Genomic DNA, 15,567 nt, shown 5'->3' with positions numbered 1-15,567 from the left:
CCTGACAGCTGCTCGGCAGTTATTCCGTTTCGATGTCGACGCGGCTCACCACGCCGTCGAGCGCGTCGGCGGCCTCGATCTCGCCGCGCGTCACTCCGAGCAGGAACAGCACGGTGTCCAGGTAGGGGTGGCTCAGCGACGCGTCGGCGACTTCGCGCAGTGCGGGCTTGGCGTTGAACGCGATGCCCAGGCCGGCGGCCGACAGCATGTCGATGTCGTTGGCGCCGTCGCCGACCGCGACCGTCTGCGCCATCGGCACCCCGGCCTGACTCGCAAAGTCGCGCAGCGCCTTGGCTTTTCCGGCCCGATCGACGATCTCGCCGAGCACCCTCCCGGTAAGTTTGCCGTCGACGACCTCGAGCACGTTGGCGGCGACGAAGTCCAGCATCAGCTCGTCGGCCAGCGGCTGGATGACCTGCCGGAAGCCGCCGGAGACCACACCCACGTGGTAACCCAGGCGGCGCAGCGTGCGGATGGTGGTCCGCGCACCGGGAGTCAGCTCCACGTCGTCGGCGACGTCGTCGAGCACCTCGGCGGGCAGGCCGGCCAGCGTGCCGACCCGCTGGTGCAGCGACTCGGCGAAGTCCAATTCGCCGCGCATGGCGGCGTCGGTGATCGCCTTGACAGCGTCTTCGGCGCCCGCTCGCGCCGCGAGCATTTCGATGACTTCCTGCTGGATCAGCGTCGAGTCGACGTCGAACACGATGAGCCGCTTGGCCCGACGCGCAATGCTGTAGTCCTCCAGCGCGACGTCGACGCCGACGTCGGCAGCGACCCGCGTCAACATCTCCTGCAGCTGTCCCCCGACGCCCGACGGCACGGAGACCCGAAGCTCGAGACCCGTGACGGGATAGTCGGACACACCGCGGATCAGGTCGATGTTGACGCCCAACGACGCGACCTCGCGCGCGACGGCGCCGAACGCCTCAGCGGTGATCGGACGGCCCAGCACCATGATCGTGTGCGTCGGGGGTTCGCGGATGATCCGCAAATCGTCGCTGCGCTCGATCGTGACGTCCAGCCCTACCGAGTGAATGGCAGCCTCGACTTCGTCCCGAAAAGCCTTGCCGTCAAGGACCTTCGATGGCGCCGTCACCAGCACACCCAACGTGAGCCGACCTCGGATCACCACCTGCTCGACGTTGAGCAGCTCGACGTTGTACCTGGAGAGGACTTCGAACAGCGCTGACGTCACGCCTGGTTTGTCGTGACCGGTGACGGTGATCAGTGCCGACACCTTGCGGGGGCTGCTCACCCCAGATGGCCTCCGCGATAAGGCATTACGTGCGGACGTTGATGTCGTCGGCCCGGGCGACGTCGCCGTCCGACCGAAACACGTGAGACTCTGCGCGGATCCGCTCGATCATGTGCGGGTAGTGCAGCTCGAACGCGGGGCGCTCGGACCGGATGCGCGGCAGCTCGGTGAAGTTGTGTCGCGGCGGCGGGCAACTGGTCGCCCACTCCAGCGAGTTGCCGTAACCCCACGGGTCGTCGACGGTGACGACCTCGCCGTAGCGCCAGCTCTTGAAGACGTTCCAGACGAACGGAAGCATCGAGATACCTAGGATGAAGGCGCCGATCGTGGACACCACGTTGTAGGGCTGGAACCCGTCGGTGGGCAGGTAGTCGGCGTAACGACGCGGCATGCCGATGTCGCCCAGCCAGTGCTGGATCAAAAACGTCGTGTTGAAACCGATGAACGTCAGCCAGAAATGCAGCTTGCCCAGGCGATCGTCGAGCATCCGGCCAGTCATCTTCGGGAACCAGAAGTAGGTGCCGGCGTAGGTGGCGAACACGATCGTGCCGAACAGCACGTAGTGGAAGTGCGCGACCACGAAATAACTGTCGGTGACGTGAAAGTCCAGCGGCGGGCTGGCCAGCAGCACGCCGGTCAGACCACCGAGCAGGAAGGTGACCAGGAAGCCGAGCGAGAACAGCATCGGTGTCTCGAAGGTCAACTGCCCCTTCCACAAGGTGCCGATCCAGTTGAAGAACTTGATGCCGGTGGGCACCGCGATCAGGTAGGTCATGAACGAGAAGAACGGCAGCAGCACCGCGCCAGTGGCGAACATGTGGTGCGCCCACACCGCGACCGACAGGGCGGCGATCGACAGCGTCGCGTAGACCAGCGTGGTGTAGCCGAAGACGGGTTTGCGGGCGAACACCGGGAAGATTTCGGTCACGATGCCGAAGAACGGCAGCGCGACGATATACACCTCGGGATGTCCGAAGAACCAGAACAGGTGCTGCCACAGCAGGACTCCGCCGTTGGCCGGGTCGTAGATGTGGGCGCCCAGTTGCCGGTCGGCGGCGAGGCCGAACAGCGCCGAGGTCAGCAGCGGGAAGGCCAGCAGGATCAATATCGAGGTCACCAGGATGGCCCAGGTAAAGATCGGCATCCGGAACATCGTCATCCCGGGTGCCCGCATGCAGACCACCGTGGTGATCATGTTCACCGCGCCGAGGATGGTGCCCAAACCGGCGACGATCAAGCCCACGATCCACAGGTCGCCACCGACGCCCGGCGAGTGGATCGCATCGCTGAGCGGCGTATAAGCGGTCCAGCCGAATTCCGCCGCGCCCCCCGGGGTGATGAAACCCCCCAGCACAATCAGCGCGCCGAACAGGAACAGCCAGAACGAGAAGGCGTTGAGCCGCGGGAACGCCACGTCCGGCGCGCCGATCTGTAGCGGCAACACCAGGTTGGCAAAGCCGAACACGATCGGCGTCGCGTAGAGCAGCAGCATGATCGTGCCGTGCATGGTGAACAGCTGGTTGTACTGCTCGTTTGATAAAAACTGCAGTCCGGGTGCGGCCAATTCGGCCCGCATCAACAGCGCCAACAACCCACCGGTGAAAAACATGGCGAAGCATGTCACCACATACATCATCCCGATCATCTTGTGATCGGTGGTGGTGATCAGCTTGTAGATCAGATTGCCCTTAGGACCTGTGCGCGCCGGGTACGGGCGACTGGCCTCGAGTTCTCCCAGCGGGGGCGCTTCGGCAGTCAAGAACTCCTCCAAACGTCGAGCAGGGCAACCGCGGTCACTGGGTAGCGAGTCTAGCCTCTGCACGGCCGCGGCGACGGCCAGGTCCTACAAACTGTCGTAATAAGCGGATGCACACTTGTGCCCGGACTCGCCGGACGCGGCTTTACCTGGCCGGATGTTAACGTCGGAGCCGTGCCGATCAGGGGTGTACGACCCGCTCTCGCCGCTGCCGCCACGGCAGCCATCTGCGCCGTCGGCTGCAGCGGTTGCACCTCGGATTCATCCGGCGGAAACAAGTCGTCTCAGTCCTCGGTGATCACCAGCACCACCCAAATCGCCGGCGCAGGCGTACTGGGCAACCAACGTCGACCAGACGAGTCCTGCGCCCCCGAACCCGCCGGCCTCGACGCCCCGGCGTCGCCGCGCATCGCTCACAACGCGGCCGGCGTCCAGCCCGACACCGCCGAGGTCCCCGACGACCCGCAGCGCATCATCGTGCTCTCCGGCGACCAACTCGACGCGCTGTGCGCGCTGGGTCTGCAGTCACGCATCGTCGGGGCGGCGCTGCCGGACGGCTCGTCGGATCAACCGTCATACCTGGGCACCGTCGTGCACGAGCTGCCGGGCGTGGGCACCCGCAGCAACCCCGACCTCGGCGCCATCAAGGCCGCCAAACCCGACCTGATCCTCGGCTCGCAGGCCCTGACGCCGAAGCTGTACGCCGACTTGGCGGGAATCGCGCCGACGGTGTTCACCGGCGCACCCGGGGCCGCATGGCAGAACAACTTTCGCGGAGTCGCCGAGGCAACCGCTCGGACCGATGCCGCCAACGGTGTGATCGACCGCTTCACCACCATGGCCCACGACGATGGCGCCGCGCATGACGCCGCCCACTACCAGGCGTCGGTCGTGCAGTTCACCGAGAACGCCGTGCGGATCTACGGGGCCGACAGTTTCCCGGGCAGCGTCTTGACCACCGTCGGCATGGATCGGCCTGCGGCGCAACGGTTTACCGACAAGACCTATATCGAGGTGGGCAGCACCGACAACGACCTTTCGGGCAACGCGAACTTCGCGGCGGCCGATGCCGACGTCGTCTACGTGTCGTTCGACTCGGCGGCCGCCAAAGACCGCGCGCCGACCATCTTCGACAGCGACGCGTGGCGCCGCCTGTCGGCCGCCCGCGACAACCGGGTCTTCGTGGTCAACAACGAGATCTGGCAAACCGGCGAAGGCGTGGTCGCCGCCCGCGGCATCATCGACGACTTGCGCTGGATCAACGCGCCGATCAATTAGCTCTCGGTGTGAGGTCCACCTCACTCATCGAAATGCATAGCTTGCCTATGTTAATATGGGTGGCGTTCAATGGAATTCGACACGAAATTTCGCGCACTGCAGAGGATCGCTGATGAGCACCGTTTCCGCCTACGCCGCTTCCGATAAGTCGGGGCACCTGACCAAGACCACGATCGAGCGCCGCGACCCCGGCCCGCACGACGTCGCTATCGACATCAAGTTCGCCGGCATCTGCCACTCCGACATCCACACCGTCAAAGCCGAGTGGGGCGTCCCCAAGTACCCGATCGTGCCCGGCCACGAAATCGCCGGCGTCGTCACCGCCGTCGGCGCGCAAGTCACCAAGCACAAGGTCGGCGACCACGTGGGCGTGGGCTGCATGGTCAACTCCTGCGGCCACTGCAGCAGCTGTAGCGCCGGCCTCGAGCAGTACTGCAAGAACGGTGCGACGTTCACCTACAACGCCAAAGACAAGGACGGCACGATCACCCAGGGCGGCTACAGCCAGGCCGTCGTCGTCAACGAGAACTTCGTCGTGCGCATCCCCGATTCGCTGCCGCTGGACAAAGCGGCGCCGCTGCTGTGTGCCGGTATCACCCTGTTCTCGCCGCTGCGGCACTGGAAAGCCGGGTCCGGTACGCGGCTGGCGATCATCGGCCTGGGCGGCCTGGGGCACATGGGCGTCAAGCTCGGTGCCGCGATGGGCGCCGAGGTGACCGTGCTGTCGCAGTCGCTGAAGAAGATGGAAGACGGTCTGCGCCTGGGCGCCCAGCACTACTACGCCACCGCCGACCGGGACACCTTCAAGAAGCTGAGGGGCAGCTTCGACCTGATCCTGAACACCGTCTCGGCGAACCTCGACCTCGGCGCCTATCTGGGTTTGCTCGACGTCGACGGCACGCTGGTCGAGCTGGGCATTCCCGAGCACCCGATGGAAGTGCCGGTCTTCCCGCTGGCGCTGGCGCGGCGCAGCCTCTCCGGGTCCAACATCGGTGGCATCGCCGAGACCCAGGAGATGCTGGACTTCTGCGCAGAGCACAACACGCTGCCCGAAATCGAAGTCATCGCAGCGGATTACGTCAACGAGGCCTACGAGCGGGTGCTGGCCAGCGATGTGCGCTACCGCTTCGTGATCGACGTATCGACTCTGTGAGTTGGGCCCTCAGGACCCCGGCGTGCCGGCCTGGTCGCCGATGCCGGACAGCGGCCAACCGGCGGCGGCCAGTCGGGCGGCCACCCGCGCGATGTTCTCCGGGCCCGCGTCGTAGTGCGTCACGTCGGAAATGAAGTCGGCGATCACATCGCGGTCGATGTCGTTGTCGGACAGCTCTTCTTCGTCGATCGAGTCGACCACCTCGGTGATCTCTGCCTCGGTCAGCGGCGTGCTGCGCAGCAGCGCCAGTAGCGCGACGCGGTCGGGCCCCGGGACGCCGTCGGGGTAACCGACCTGCAGCCACGTGATCACGGAGCGGAAGAAGTTGACCGCGGAAGCTGGGGTAATCGCCACCGCGCCAGTGTCGTGGCTGTGTGGTCAGCATCGCCACTTTCGCGCCCGCCTGTGTGCACAATTCATACGCCGTTCATGACACGTCTGTACACAGCTGAACCTCCTTGACCCGCAGTCTTTCTGAATTTTGCTTGGCGATTCTTGGTCACGCTTTGGTTGCGTGAAGGTTCGAACGATTATTCTCAAGTATTCGCGCCATTGGTCGACCGGCATCGCCACGGCGGCCGGCGAGAGCCCTCAGGGCCGACAGTAGGCTCGGCGCTCGCTACCTGCCCGTCCTTGACGGTTGCGCGATGGGCACAGACATCGATTGGATACGAGACCCGGGACGAAGCATCGGCAATTGAATGCCCTGCCCTGTGCGGGTCTTCGACACCGCGCACCGCGACGACGCTGCGCGGTGGCTAGCCGCTCTGGCCACCGCCGGCCAGCCATCGATCGCGCCGACGGTGCAGGCCTATGTCGGCGGATCCGCCGGTGCAGCGACCAGCATCGCAAAGCTTCTACTGGTCAAGCGATTTCGCCGGTAACCACCGCATCCAGACCGAGTTCACCAATCAGACGTTGCCGGGTCAGCGGCAGGGTCAGAAGTTCCAGTCCTCGTCTTCGGTGTTGACGGCCTTGCCGATCACGTAGCTCGAACCCGAACCCGAGAAGAAGTCGTGGTTCTCGTCGGCATTCGGCGACAGGGCCGACAGGATCGCCGGGTTGACGTCGGTTTCGTCACGCGGAAACAGCGCCTCGTAGCCGAGGTTCATCAGCGCCTTGTTGGCGTTGTAGCGCAGGAACTTCTTGACATCCTCGGTCAGGCCGACCTCGTCGTAGAGGTCCTGGGTGTACTCGACCTCGTTGTCGTAGAGCTCGAAAAGGAGTTCGTAGGTGTACTCCTTGAGTTCGGCCTGCCGGGCCGCGTCCTCGCTCGCCAGGCCCTTTTGGAACTTGTAGCCGATGTAGTAGCCGTGCACGGCCTCGTCGCGGATGATCAGCCGGATGAGGTCGGCGGTGTTGGTCAACTTGGCCCGACTCGACCAGTACATCGGCAGGTAGAACCCGGAGTAGAACAGGAAGCTCTCCAGCAGCGTGGAGGCCACCTTACGCTTGAGCGGATCGTCGCCGCGGTAGTAGTCCATCACGATCTCGGCCTTGCGCTGCAGGTTCGGGTTCTCCTCCGACCAGCGGAAGGCCTCGTCGATCTCGACAGTCGAGCACAGCGTCGAGAAGATCGAGCTATAGCTCTTGGCGTGCACCGACTCCATGAATGCGATGTTGGTGTAGACCGCCTCCTCGTGCGGCGTCAGCGCGTCGGGAATCAGGCTGACGGCGCCGACCGTGCCCTGGATGGTGTCCAGCAGCGTCAGCCCGGTGAACACCCGCATCGTCAACTGCTTCTCGCCTGCTGTCAGCGTCCCCCAGGACGGGATGTCGTTGGACACCGGCACCTTCTCGGGCAGCCAGAAGTTTCCGGTCAGCCGCTCCCAGACCTCCGCGTCCTTCTCGTCGTGCAGACGGTTCCAGTTGATCGCGGAGACCCGGTCGACCAGCTTCATTCCATCAGTCACCAGAACCCCACTTCACCAGGACGGATTGCCGACGTTACGTAGGCCACAAACACTACCCCTGGGGTACGACATGGCAACGCAACACAAGAGGTTGTGTTCTCGCGTGTCGCACGCGGAACACTCACAGCGCCGCAGCACCGGCCGCGGCGCTGATGATCTGGCCGTCCCGCCGCGACGGCGCTTCCCCGGCGAAGATCATCACCCGGCCCGCGAAACTCGGGTGCATACCGAACAACGGCCCGTCAGGCTGGCTGTCGTCCTTGATCACTCGGGTCTCGCTGTCAAAAGCCCTTGCGGTCCAAGCCCTGTTGACGCTGATGTCGATACTGTCGATCCATCCGCACGTGCGTCACCAGATTGCCGTCACTGTAGACGACCGCAATGTTCTGCGGTTGATCAATCTCACCGGCCCGCTTCTCGGCACCGGCGACGACGCGACCAGCGTCATCGAACGCGATCGTGCCGTCTCCTATTTGACCGGATGGTCCCGGGCACAGTCGACGAGGCCGGCGTCGACGCGGCCGCACGAGCCTTCGCGCAACTCCTCAGGCGCTGACCGTCGCACGCGAACCAGTGCCCACCCCGAAGAACTTGTACTCGGCAAGCGTGAGCGAGCGGGTGTCGCGCCAGTACTGCCAGGTCATGCCGCTCCACAACGTCCGGTTGACGCCGTGCTCGTCTAAATACCAGCTGCTGCAGCCGCCGGTATTCCACACCGAGCCGGCCAGTTTGCTCTGCAGTTCGGCGTTGGATCGGGCCTGGGCAGAACGGCTGGGCGCCAACGCTTGTGCCCCCGCCTTGTCGACGGCCGCGATCGCCCGGGCTACGTAATGGATCTGCGACTCGATCATGAACACCACCGAAGTGTGACCCAGTCCGGTGTTGGGACCGAGCAGGAAGAACAGGTTCGGCATGTCGGCCACCGCGATCCCGCGGTGCGCGACGACTCCTTCGCGGTTCCAGCGATCCACCAGATCCTCGCCGCGCAGGCCCTTCACATCGACATAGGTGTAGGAGTCGGTGGTGTGAAAACCGGTGGCGTAGACGATGACGTCGGCGGGATGCTCGACACCGTCGCCGGTGACGATGCCGGTGGCGGTGATACGGCTGATCCGGTCGGTGATCAACGTCGCTTTCGGATTGGCGACCGCCTGGTAGTAGCTGCCGGAGTAGAGAATTCGCTTGCAGCCGGCGCGGTAGCTCGGGGTGAGCCGACGACGCAGTTCCTTGTCTTTGACGTAGCGGCGAATGTTCCACCGGCCGACCAACTCGACGGCGCGTAGCAGGCTCGGGCGTTGGGTCATCGCGAACCCGAGGCCTTCGAGCCCCCAGTAAATACCGGAGCGCACCAGAAATCTCAGCCCGGGCACCGTCGCGAAGGCCTTGCGAACGGCGTCGGGCAGCAGGCTGTTCGGCCGCGGCACCACCCACGGCGGTGTGCGCTGGTAGAGCTGCACCTCGGCTACGCCGGCGTCGCGTCGCACCAACTCCGGCACGATCTGGATAGCGCTGGCGCCGGTGCCGATGATCGCGACGCGCTTGCCGGTCAGGTCGACGCTGTGGTCCCATTCCGCCGAATGAAACGCGGGGCCGCGGAATTCATTCATGCCCTCGATGTCCGGGGTGCGCGGAATATGCAAAGCGCCGGCGCCCGAGATGAGGAACTGCGCGACGTACTCGTCGCCCGCCTCGGTGAACACGTGCCAGCGGTATTCGCTGTCGTCCCAGTGCGCGCGGCTCACCTTCTGCCCGAAGCGGATGTATCGGCGCAGGCCGTACTTGTCGGTGACGCCCTGCAGGTAGTCCAGGATCTCCGGTTGCGGCGAGAACAGCTTGCTCCAGGTCGCTTTCGGCTCGAAAGAGAAGGAGTAGAGGTGCGACGGCACGTCGCATGCGCACCCGGGGTAGCTGTTGTCCCGCCAGGTGCCACCGATGTCGTCGGCCTTCTCCACGATCACGAAGTCCACCCCCTGGCGCTGCAGCGCGATGGCCATGCCCAACCCGGCGAATCCCGTCCCGATGATGAGTGCGCGGGTGCGGATCGGCGCCGGCGGCGCGTCGGGTTGGGTAGTCGACTCGGCAATACTCACGGTGAATCAGCCTTTCTTCTCGAATGACCTCGGCCCCGTCAACGCCGCCCGATGCTAGCTGGCAGCGGAGTTGCGCGGCATCGCGTCGTGAATGGGCCGGTCAGGATCCAACTTGATGCCGAGCATCTCGGCGGTACCGCTGATGACGCCCATCGTGATCGTGGTCAGGTGCTCGACGAATTGCTCACGGGGCATCCGTCGCGGGCTGTCGACGTCGGAGCCCAGCCACCAGTCGGTGGCCGCCGCCGCGCAGCCGTACGTCGCGAACGCCGCGAGTTCGAAGGCGCCCGGGTCGAGCTCCATCTCGCGCAGCTCGTTGTTGAACATCTCCGCCATGGCCAACGTGATCTCGCGGCCTTCGCTGAGCGTCCGCGTCGTCGACTCGGACTGCTCGGGGAAGCGGCCCTGGAGGAAGAACCGCAGCACGTTGGGATGCTCGTCGACCAGGCTGACATGCTCCTCTGCGGTGCGATGGATGATCGCGCGCACCGAGTCGTTGGCGAAGTCGATCGACGGAAAGACCGCCGCCCACAGCATGTCGCGCAGCCGCTCCCCGATCGCCTGGAACAGGTCGGACTTGTCGGTGAAGTGCCGGTAGATCTTGGGCTTCGCTGTGCCGGCCTCTTCGGCGATCTCACGAACGCTGAGATCGGGTCCGAGCCGGTCGATGGCGCGAAACGCCGCCTCAACGATCTCCGCGCGCACCTTCTTACGGTGTTCGCGCCAGCGTTCGCTGCGCGCGTCGACCTTCACCCCAGGCTTGGACCCGGGGTGCGGCAGCGCAGGCCGGGGAATTCTGACCACGTCAAGCACCATACCCCGGTGCGGTCGCTGACCTGGCATTCCTTTCGCCGTCGAGTGTGAATATCGCGACGGGACACGCCGCTTACGCGTCGCCGAATTCACATTCGGCAGCAAGGGTCACAGCATGCAGGAGACGCAGCCCTCGACCTCGGTACCTTCCAGCGCCATCTGCCGCAGCCGGATGTAGTACAGCGTCTTGATGCCCTTGCGCCAGGCGTAGATCTGCGCCTTGTTGACGTCGCGGGTGGTCGCGGTGTCCTTGAAGAACAGCGTCAGCGACAGCCCTTGGTCCACATGCTGAGTGGCCGCCGCGTAGGTGTCGATGATCTTCTCGTAGCCGATTTCGTAGGCGTCCTGGTAGTACTCCAGGTTGTCGTTGGTCAGATACGGCGCCGGGTAGTAGGCCCGGCCGATCTTGCCTTCCTTACGGATCTCGATCTTGGATGCGACCGGGTGGATCGACGACGTCGAATGGTTGATGTAGGAGATCGACCCGGTCGGCGGCACCGCCTGCAGGTTCTGGTTGTAGATGCCGTGAGTCTGCACGGATTCCTTGAGCCGCTTCCAGTCGTCTTGGTTCGGGATGCGGATCTTCGCGTCGGCGAACAGCTCCCGTACCCGCTCGGTCTTGGGTTCCCAGAGTTGCTCGGTGTACTTGTCGAAGAACTCACCGGAGGCGTACTTCGACTTCTCGAAGCCCTTGAAGTGCGAACCGCGTTCGATCGCAATGCGATTCGAGGCGCGCAGCGCGTGGTAGAGCACCGTGTAGAAGTAGATGTTGGTGAAGTCGATGCCCTCTTCGGACCCGTAGAAGACGCGCTCCCGGGCCAGGTAGCCGTGCAGGTTCATCTGCCCGAGCCCGATCGCGTGCGAGTCGTTGTTGCCCTGCTCGATCGACGGGACCGACCAGATGTGGGTCTGGTCGCTCACCGCGGTCAGCGCGCGGATGGCCACCTCGATTGTCTGGGCGAAGTCCGGCGAGTCCATCGTCTTGGCGATGTTCAGCGAACCCAGGTTGCACGAAATGTCCTTGCCCACTTTGGCGTACGACAGGTCGTCGTTGAACAACGACGGGGTGGAGACCTGCAGGATCTCCGAGCACAGGTTCGAGTGGGTGATCTTGCCCTCGATTGGGTTGGCCCGGTTCACCGTGTCCTCGAACATGATGTAGGGGTAGCCCGATTCGAACTGCAACTCGGCCAGCGTCTGGAAGAACTCGCGCGCCTTGATCTTGGTCTTGCGGATCCGCGCGTCGTCGACCATCTCGTAGTACTTCTCGGTGACCGAGATGTCGGCGAACGGAACCCCGTAGACACGTTCGACGTCGTAGGGCGAGAACAGATACATGTCCTCGTTGTTCTTGGCCAACTCGAAGGTGATGTCCGGAATCACCACACCGAGGCTCAGCGTCTTGATCCGGATCTTCTCGTCGGCATTCTCCCGCTTGGTGTCCAGGAAACGGTAGATGTCGGGGTGATGCGCGTGCAGATACACCGCGCCGGCGCCCTGCCGAGCTCCCAACTGGTTGGCGTAGGAGAACGAGTCCTCGAGCAGCTTCATGATCGGGATGACGCCCGACGACTGGTTTTCGATGTTCTTGATCGGCGCGCCGTGCTCGCGAATGTTGCTCAGCAGCAACGCGACTCCCCCGCCGCGCTTGGACAGCTGCAGCGCGGAGTTGATCGAGCGCCCGATCGACTCCATGTTGTCTTCGATGCGCAGCAGGAAGCAGTTGTGGACGACCGTGCCACGAATCGTGTAGGTATGCGTGTCTTTAACGTGAAGGTTGTAGACCTTGTCCGGAACTTCCTGTGTGCACTTCAGTTCGCGGATGCCATACACGTGCCGCCCGTGCACGACCTGATACGTCGTGCGCGAGGCACCCTTCTGGCCGACATAGTTGTGCAGGTTCTTGCCGACGTCAAAGATGAACTCTTCATTGGCGCCGGGCAAGCCGGGCACAAACACCTGTCCCGTAACGTTGCCCGATTGGTTCACGTACTGGCGGACCCTGGATAGGATTCCGATTCGGCGCAAAAGAAGCTGAACTTGGTCAATCAGATCAGGATTCACCAAGTCGAGCACCATTCCGCCAGCGGTACTGCACCCATCCCCGCGGAACAATCCGGCCAACAATCCGCGCTGAAACTCGTCGTCGGCGGTGAGGACATCATGAGACAACCGTTTTGAGTGATATCCAGTGCCGACCAGTGACAGGAAAAGTGACGCAACGACTTTGCTGTCGCAAATCATGCGCACCGACTGGTCCGACACACTCTGGTAAACGGAAAGATCGGCCGCGAACACTCGCTTGAATGCCGTCGCCAATTCCTGTTGGTACTCGAGTTCGTGTGTGCCGATCGTGAAGTGAATGCCGTTGGGTGTCGGGCCCGCGGAACCAGATCGCTTGGAAACGTGACCTTCGGCGACATACCAGCCCAGGAGAAGACCGAGGTCGTAGGACACTTCAACGAGGCGATTCACTGATACGAAGTTCATGTTGTGACGCTGCTTGTTGCGATGCTTCCGGTCACAATTGACCTTGCGGATGAGGCCGTCGACCTCTTCGTATTCGCCCGATCCGACGTACTCCATCAGGTCATACACACGCCGCTCACGGCCGTCGAGCGGTGCCGCAGTCACGATGAAGTCTTCTGCGTGAATGTCTTTTGCCGCCAACCACACGAATCCGCTAAACGGATCGGCACCATCGCCTTCGATGAGACTCTCGACCTCGCGCTTCGTCCACACCAGGATCGGATGCTCGGGAGTGCAGCGGATCGGCTCCTTGTGCCCGAAGTGTGAGATCGACACCAGAGCTTGGTCGTTGGGGTTCTCGACAACAGACTCGACGATGGAGAAAGACCCGTCATGCGAGAGCACCCGTTCACCAGCCTGCAGAACCTCGATCGCCTTTGGCCCCTCAGGGGTGTCCACCGGAGTTCCGGCTGGAAAACAGCTCACCGGCTCACCGCGCTGCTTCTTGCCGGAGTTGAGGAACGTCGGCGTCGCCGGCTGGAAGCGGCCGTCGATGATTTCGTCGACCAACTTCTCGGCCAGCCCGGTGTCGCCGGAGGCCAGCGTCAGCGCCACCATCACGACGCGGTCTTCGAAACGCTCGAGGTAGCGCTTGCCGTCGAACGTCTTCAGCGTGTACGAGGTGTAGTACTTGAACGCGCCGAGGAAGGTCGGAAACCGAAACTTCTTGGCATACGCGCGATCCAGCAGCGTCTTGACGAAGTTGCGGCTGTACTGGTCGAGGACCTCGCGCTCGTAGTAGTTCTCCTTGACCAGGTAGTCGAGCTTCTCGTCCTGGTTGTGGAAGAAGACCGTGTTCTGGTTGACGTGCTGCAGGAAATACTGATTCGCGGCTTCGCGGTCCTTGTCGAACTGAATCTTGCCGTCCGCGTCGTACAGATTCAGCATCGCATTGAGCGCGTGGTAGTCCGTCTCGGGCGGGCCTCCCGGAAGGGAGGGGCGAGTGCCGGAGGTTACAGGCTCTGCAGCGACGGTTGGTGACACGTCTGTTCCTTCCAAAAGTCAGCGAGACCCGCGCGGACGGCGTCCACGTCGTCCGGGGTGCCCATCAGTTCAAAGCGATAGAGATAAGGGACGCCGCACTTTCGCGAGACCACTTGGCCCGCGTAGGCGAATTCGGCACCGAAGTTGTTGTTGCCCGCGGCGATGACGCCGCGGATCAGCGATCGGTTGTGTTCGTTGTTCAGGAAGGCGATGACCTGTTTGGGAACATAGCCACCGCGCTCGATCTCAGCGATGCTCGGGTTGCGCAGGCCGCCCCCGTAGGTCGGCAGCACCAGCACGTATGGCTGGTCCACCTCGATACGTTCGTGCAGCGGTATCCGCGTCGCCGGGATGCCCAGCTTCTGCACGAATCGGTGCGTGTTCTCCGAGACGCTGGAGAAGTACACCAAGTTGGAGGACGGCACGGCGATCCCCTCCTTGTCCTGCTACGCCGTTGTGTCGATCAGGCGCTCAGGACGGCCGCGCCGAGCCCTTTGATCCGGTCCGGACGGAAGCCCGACCAGTGGTCGTTGCCGGCCACCACGACGGGGGCCGCCAGGTAGCCCAGCGCCATCACGTAGTCGCGGGCCTCGGAGTCCAAGGTGATGTCGACCTTCTCGTAGGCGATGCCCTGCTTGTCCAGCGCCTTGTAGGTGGCGTTGCACTGCACGCAGGCCGGCTTGGTGTAGACGGTGACGCTCATCGGCGGTACGACCTCTCTTTGACTGGTGCGACTTGACTGGTGAGACTTGAGATGAACAGGGCGAGGCTGGCAACTACTCATGTACTGCTATTCAGCGAGCCGCCGCGCCGCGGAATTCCCGTCTTGCCGGTCCGCTTCAGCCCGGTCGCCGCTGTCGGCTGGTGCATCCCGACTGACCAGGTGCACCTGGGGTCCGTCGGTGTCCGAAACACTACACCTAGTGGTCGACAATAAGTGGAGATACAAGATGTTCGGAAAAACATTCATGAAATTCCCTGGTCGTAAGCCCTGGCGGGACGTGTATTCGGCGTGTCGCAGGTCACAACACAGCCTCGCGACGGCGTACGGACAGGATTACCATCCGGCACCGACATCGGGCCCCGCCGGGCTTGGCACAGCAAAGCGCCCCAACGGCGTGTGACCGCTGGGGCGGGTCGGAGAAATCAGCTGACTTCGGCAGCCAGCTTGCCCACCGCGTCACGCACGTTGTCAGCCACTTCGGGGTGATCGCGCGGGTGTTGACCGCCCAGCGTCTGGAACGGGACCGACAGCTTGATCGTGTCGATCACCCGGGCACCGGCAATCCCGAACGATTTGCGGGTGTCGTCGTGCGCCCACACTCCGCCGTACTGGCCGAACGATCCGCCGATCACCGCCAGCGGCTTACCTTTGAGCGCGCCGTCGCCGAATGGCCGGGACAACCAGTCGATCGCGTTTTTGAGGACGGCCGGATAGCTTCCGTTGTATTCCGGCGTCACCACCAGGGCGGCGTCCGCGTCGGCCGCGGCCGCTCGCAGCGCGGCCACCGGAGCCAGGGACGGGGCCTCGGGGTTCATCACGTCGTCGATCTCCTCGTTGTAGAACGGCAGATCGCCGATGCCTTCAAAGACGGTGACGGTGACTCCCACGGGGGCCACCTCGGTGGCCAGTTCGGCGATCTGGCGGTTGACCGACGCGGCGCGCAAGCTTCCTAACAGCGCCAACACTGTGGTGTCCGGCATGATCTTCAGTCCCTTCACTGGCTGGTGCCTATCCTTGCACCGAATCAACCGGACCGTAGTCCGCTTTGTTCCGATGACGCTACAGTAATTTC

12 protein-coding genes and 1 pseudogene are annotated in these 15,567 nt (G+C 63.6%); 2 read left to right on the top strand and 11 right to left on the bottom strand.

Features of this window, described 5'->3' with window-relative positions; genetic code table 11:
* Window positions 1–19 precede the first annotated feature (19 nt).
* Complete coding sequence (gene serB, locus ABDV69_RS00390; RefSeq protein WP_343571321.1) at window positions 20–1,255, bottom strand: phosphoserine phosphatase SerB; 1,236 nt, start codon at window positions 1,253–1,255, stop codon at window positions 20–22.
* Between the two features lie 25 nt (window positions 1,256–1,280).
* Complete coding sequence (gene ctaD / locus ABDV69_RS00385) at window positions 1,281–3,014, bottom strand: cytochrome c oxidase subunit I (protein ID WP_343571320.1); 1,734 nt, start codon at window positions 3,012–3,014, stop codon at window positions 1,281–1,283.
* Between the two features lie 171 nt (window positions 3,015–3,185).
* On the opposite strand from ctaD, the gene ABDV69_RS00380 reads away from it, so the two are divergent.
* Together ABDV69_RS00380 and ABDV69_RS00375 are read left to right on the top strand one after the other, a co-directional pair.
* Window positions 3,186–4,289: an iron-siderophore ABC transporter substrate-binding protein gene (locus ABDV69_RS00380; protein WP_343571319.1), complete on the top strand. Its 1,104-nt coding sequence runs from the start codon at window positions 3,186–3,188 to the stop codon at window positions 4,287–4,289.
* A 112-nt stretch (window positions 4,290–4,401) separates the two neighbouring features.
* Entirely contained in the window at window positions 4,402–5,442 is a 1,041-nt protein-coding gene (locus tag ABDV69_RS00375; protein ID WP_343571317.1) for an NAD(P)-dependent alcohol dehydrogenase, read from the top strand.
* Window positions 5,443–5,451: 9 nt separating this feature from the next.
* Here ABDV69_RS00375 and ABDV69_RS00370 read toward each other — a convergent pair whose 3' ends face one another.
* The 9 genes and pseudogenes from ABDV69_RS00370 to ABDV69_RS00330 all read right to left on the bottom strand — a co-directional run bounded on the left by ABDV69_RS00370 (window position 5,452) and on the right by ABDV69_RS00330 (window position 15,475).
* The gene (locus ABDV69_RS00370; protein WP_343571316.1) at window positions 5,452–5,796 is read right to left on the bottom strand and encodes a DUF3349 domain-containing protein; all 345 of its coding nucleotides are present in this window, start codon (window positions 5,794–5,796) and stop codon (window positions 5,452–5,454) included.
* A gap of 584 nt (window positions 5,797–6,380) precedes the next feature.
* Window positions 6,381–7,355, bottom strand: a complete 975-nt coding sequence (gene nrdF, locus ABDV69_RS00365) for a class 1b ribonucleoside-diphosphate reductase subunit beta (protein ID WP_343571315.1) — start codon at window positions 7,353–7,355, stop codon at window positions 6,381–6,383.
* Between the two features lie 121 nt (window positions 7,356–7,476).
* Window positions 7,477–7,882 (bottom strand): annotated as a pseudogene (locus tag ABDV69_RS00360) (heme-binding protein).
* Between the two features lie 18 nt (window positions 7,883–7,900).
* A complete protein-coding gene (locus ABDV69_RS00355) occupies window positions 7,901–9,445 on the bottom strand; it encodes an NAD(P)/FAD-dependent oxidoreductase (RefSeq protein ID WP_343571314.1) in 1,545 nt (514 codons plus the stop codon).
* Window positions 9,446–9,499: 54 nt separating this feature from the next.
* A complete protein-coding gene (locus tag ABDV69_RS00350) occupies window positions 9,500–10,249 on the bottom strand; it encodes a TetR/AcrR family transcriptional regulator (RefSeq protein WP_343571312.1) in 750 nt (249 codons plus the stop codon).
* Between the two features lie 117 nt (window positions 10,250–10,366).
* Entirely contained in the window at window positions 10,367–13,771 is a 3,405-nt protein-coding gene (gene nrdE / locus ABDV69_RS00345) for a class 1b ribonucleoside-diphosphate reductase subunit alpha (protein WP_343571310.1), read from the bottom strand.
* Window positions 13,741–14,196 carry a class Ib ribonucleoside-diphosphate reductase assembly flavoprotein NrdI gene (nrdI, locus tag ABDV69_RS00340; RefSeq protein WP_343571309.1) on the bottom strand — a complete coding sequence of 152 codons (456 nt, stop codon included), beginning with the start codon at window positions 14,194–14,196 and terminating at the stop codon, window positions 13,741–13,743. The genes nrdE and nrdI overlap by 31 nt, the downstream gene beginning before the upstream one ends.
* A gap of 38 nt (window positions 14,197–14,234) precedes the next feature.
* The gene (locus ABDV69_RS00335) at window positions 14,235–14,474 is read right to left on the bottom strand and encodes a redoxin NrdH (protein WP_343571308.1); all 240 of its coding nucleotides are present in this window, start codon (window positions 14,472–14,474) and stop codon (window positions 14,235–14,237) included.
* Between the two features lie 443 nt (window positions 14,475–14,917).
* A complete protein-coding gene (locus ABDV69_RS00330; protein WP_343571576.1) occupies window positions 14,918–15,475 on the bottom strand; it encodes an NADPH-dependent FMN reductase in 558 nt (185 codons plus the stop codon).
* Window positions 15,476–15,567 lie beyond the last annotated feature (92 nt).

This window comes from Mycobacterium sp., assembly GCF_039583785.1.
GTDB lineage: Bacteria > Actinomycetota > Actinomycetes > Mycobacteriales > Mycobacteriaceae > Mycobacterium.
The sequence above is the reverse complement of the archived record's forward strand: the minus strand, read 5'-3'. Positions and strand labels throughout refer to the sequence as shown.

What these genes read in the sequence shown, in the direction of transcription:
- ABDV69_RS00335 (WP_343571308.1), bottom strand. Translation starts at nt 14,474, where the DNA reads ATGAGCGTCACCGTCTACACCAAGCCGGCCTGCGTGCAGTGCAACGCC.
- ABDV69_RS00330 (WP_343571576.1), bottom strand. Translation starts at nt 15,475, where the DNA reads ATGCCGGACACCACAGTGTTGGCGCTGTTAGGAAGCTTGCGCGCCGCG.
- ABDV69_RS00375 (WP_343571317.1), top strand. Translation starts at nt 4,402, where the DNA reads ATGAGCACCGTTTCCGCCTACGCCGCTTCCGATAAGTCGGGGCACCTG.